Below are 2,762 nucleotides of genomic sequence, written 5' to 3'. Positions count from 1 at the left end.
CCCGTCCCCCGGTCGCCCCCACCGCTCCTGACCTCTGCCGTTGCACGGTGCCGAAACCGGGTGGAAGGCTGGAGGTGGCACCGGGCCCGTCCCACCGACTGGAGGTACCCCGTGGACAGCACCGAAGGATGGGGGGACGACGTCTATCAGCCCGACGCATCCGAGATCCAGGAGGACTCCGGAGTGCTGGACTCCGAGGACACCCTGGAGAGCGACGGAGTCGGCGATCCGCTCGACCGGGGCTGGTCGCCGCCGGAGCGGCCGTGGGCGGTGGAGAACATCGGGGTGACCGCGGCGGAACGCCGGCAGGGCGAGACGCTGGACCAGCGGCTGGCGAAGGAGTCCCCGGACGTCCGGACGCCCGACGGGGACGGCATCGGTGACTGCCAGGGCACCGACGGCGAACCTCTCGACAACGAGGTGGGTGACATCCGCTCGGGCCGTCTGGTCGCCCCGGACGAGGGCGCGCACGAGGACGAGGAGAGCGGGCTGGTCGCCACCGATGTGGGGATCGACGGTGCGGCGGCCTCGGCCGAGGAGGCCGCCATGCACATCGTCGACGAGGAAGGCTGGGCCGGCTGACGCCCGCCTGCGCGGTGTCGTCCCCCGGGCCCCGGGCGACCGGCTCCCCGAGGCCCGGGAAGTGGTGGACAGGCAGGGCGCAGCGCAGACGGGAGGGGAGCAGCGCAGACGGGGAGGGGGAGCAGCGCAGACGGACTCGTGTTCCCTGCCGCGCCCGCGCTCAGATGAAGTTCAGCGCCGACGCGGCGCCCACTCCCCCGAGCACCATGAACACCGGCATCAGCACCCGCAGCTCGACCCAGCTGCCCGCGCGGAACCGCATGGCCTTCGGCGGGCCGACCGGGTACCAGCGCTTGCGGCCCACCGGTATGGGCCACAGGATCGGGCAGCCGGAGATCGTCAGCGCGTCCCCTATGTCGTGCACCAGGGCGCCCAGGAGGACCGGCAGCCCGAGCCACAGGTACTCCTGGCCCGGCGCGGTGAACAGCCAGTCCGCCCCGTTGCCGGGCTTGTCCAGTATTCCCGCGAGGATCCAGGCGCTGGTCGCTGCCAGCAGCCACACCAGGACATCGCTGCTGGAGCCGCGGGCCGCCCGCCACAGCAGCCCCTCGATGGCGAGCACCATGTGCACGAAGAGGATGGCCAGCACCGCCCAGCGGCCACCGGTCATGCCCAGGACCGCGAAGCCCACGCCGATCACCACCGCCCACAGCCAGGTGTGCGTCAGGGTGCGGTGACCGCCGGAGCGGCGCGGGTCGCTCTGCGTCCGCGTCGCCTTGTAGACGGCGTACGAGAGCTTGTCGACGACCTCGCACATCCACCGTGAGAGAGGACCGAACGACCGCGAGATGGTGGCCGCCTTGTGGTCCAGGTCCGGGGCGAGCGCGGCGCCGGCGCAGATCAGCGCGCCGACCAGGAGGACCGGCCAGGGCATCGGATGACCGGCCGCCGCGGCGGCAGCGCCGACACCGAGCCAGGCCGCGGCCCCCGACAGTGAGTGTGCTGGTCCCATCATGGCCGCATCCGCCCCATTCGTGCTTGTGCCGCTGTCCCGTTGCCACCTGCGCCGACGCAATGTCGGCGCCACAGCGTAGCGTTCGTGATCTTCCGTCCCGCAGCCGATTCCCCCATCGGGCCCGACGGCAGGCAAGATGGGGGCGTGACCCTCATCGATCAGCTGCCGAAGACCGCCGACCCCGACGCCCTCTACGAAGCCTTCGAGTCGTGGGCCCTGGAGCGCGGTCTCACCCTCTACCCGCACCAGGAGGAGGCGCTGATCGAGGTGGTGTCCGGTGCCAACGTGATCGTGTCGACACCCACCGGCTCCGGCAAGAGCATGATCGCGGCGGGTGCGCACTTCGCGGCGCTCGCCCGGGACGAGGTCACCTTCTACACCGCGCCGATCAAGGCGCTCGTCTCGGAGAAGTTCTTCGAGCTGTGCAAGCTCTTCGGCACCGAGAACGTCGGCATGCTGACCGGTGACGCCTCGGTGAACGCCGACGCGCCCGTCATCTGCTGCACGGCCGAGGTGCTGGCGTCCATCGCGCTGCGCGACGGCAAGGACGCCGATGTCGGCCAGGTCGTGATGGACGAGTTCCACTTCTACGCGGAGGGCGACCGCGGCTGGGCCTGGCAGATCCCGATCCTGGAGCTGCCGCAGGCGCAGTTCGTCCTGATGTCGGCGACGCTCGGCGATGTCTCGATGTTCGAGAAGGACCTCACGCGCCGCACGGGCCGCCCGACCGCGGTGGTCCGCTCGGCGACCCGGCCGGTCCCCCTCTCCTACGAGTACCGGCTCACGCCGCTCACGGAGACGCTCACCGAACTGCTTCAGACCAAGCAGGCTCCCGTCTACATCGTGCACTTCACCCAGGCGCAGGCCGTGGAGCGGGCACAGGCGCTGATGAGCATCAACATGTGCTCCCGGGAGGAGAAGGACGAGATCGCCGAGCTGATCGGCAACTTCCGCTTCACCACCAAGTTCGGCCGCAACCTGTCGCGTTACGTACGGCACGGGATCGGTGTGCATCACGCCGGCATGCTGCCCAAGTACCGGCGCCTCGTGGAGAAGCTGGCCCAGGCCGGTCTGCTGAAGGTCATCTGCGGTACGGACACGCTCGGCGTCGGCGTCAACGTGCCCATCCGTACGGTGCTGTTCACGGCCCTGACGAAGTACGACGGCAACCGGGTGCGCACCCTGCGCGCCCGCGAGTTCCACCAGATCGCGGGGCGGGCAGGGC

Annotated in this window: 3 protein-coding genes; 2 read left to right on the top strand and 1 reads right to left on the bottom strand. The window is 70.6% G+C overall.

Annotated features, from left to right (window positions below):
* Positions 1-111 precede the first annotated feature (111 nt).
* Positions 112-582 carry a DUF5709 domain-containing protein gene (locus FNH04_RS44310; protein WP_322725641.1) on the top strand — a complete coding sequence of 157 codons (471 nt, stop codon included), beginning with the start codon at positions 112-114 and terminating at the stop codon, positions 580-582.
* A gap of 160 nt (positions 583-742) precedes the next feature.
* Here FNH04_RS44310 and FNH04_RS44305 read toward each other — a convergent pair whose 3' ends face one another.
* A complete protein-coding gene (locus FNH04_RS44305) occupies positions 743-1,537 on the bottom strand; it encodes a metal-dependent hydrolase (RefSeq protein WP_152791885.1) in 795 nt (264 codons plus the stop codon).
* Between the two features lie 114 nt (positions 1,538-1,651).
* Between FNH04_RS44305 and FNH04_RS44300 the strand changes: the two genes are divergently transcribed.
* On the top strand, positions 1,652-2,762 hold a 1,111-nt coding region (locus FNH04_RS44300; RefSeq protein ID WP_322725642.1), incomplete at its 3' end, for a DEAD/DEAH box helicase.

This window comes from Streptomyces phyllanthi, assembly GCF_009377205.1.
Classification (GTDB): domain Bacteria; phylum Actinomycetota; class Actinomycetes; order Streptomycetales; family Streptomycetaceae; genus Streptomyces; species Streptomyces phyllanthi.
The sequence above is the reverse complement of the archived record's forward strand: the minus strand, read 5'-3'. Positions and strand labels throughout refer to the sequence as shown.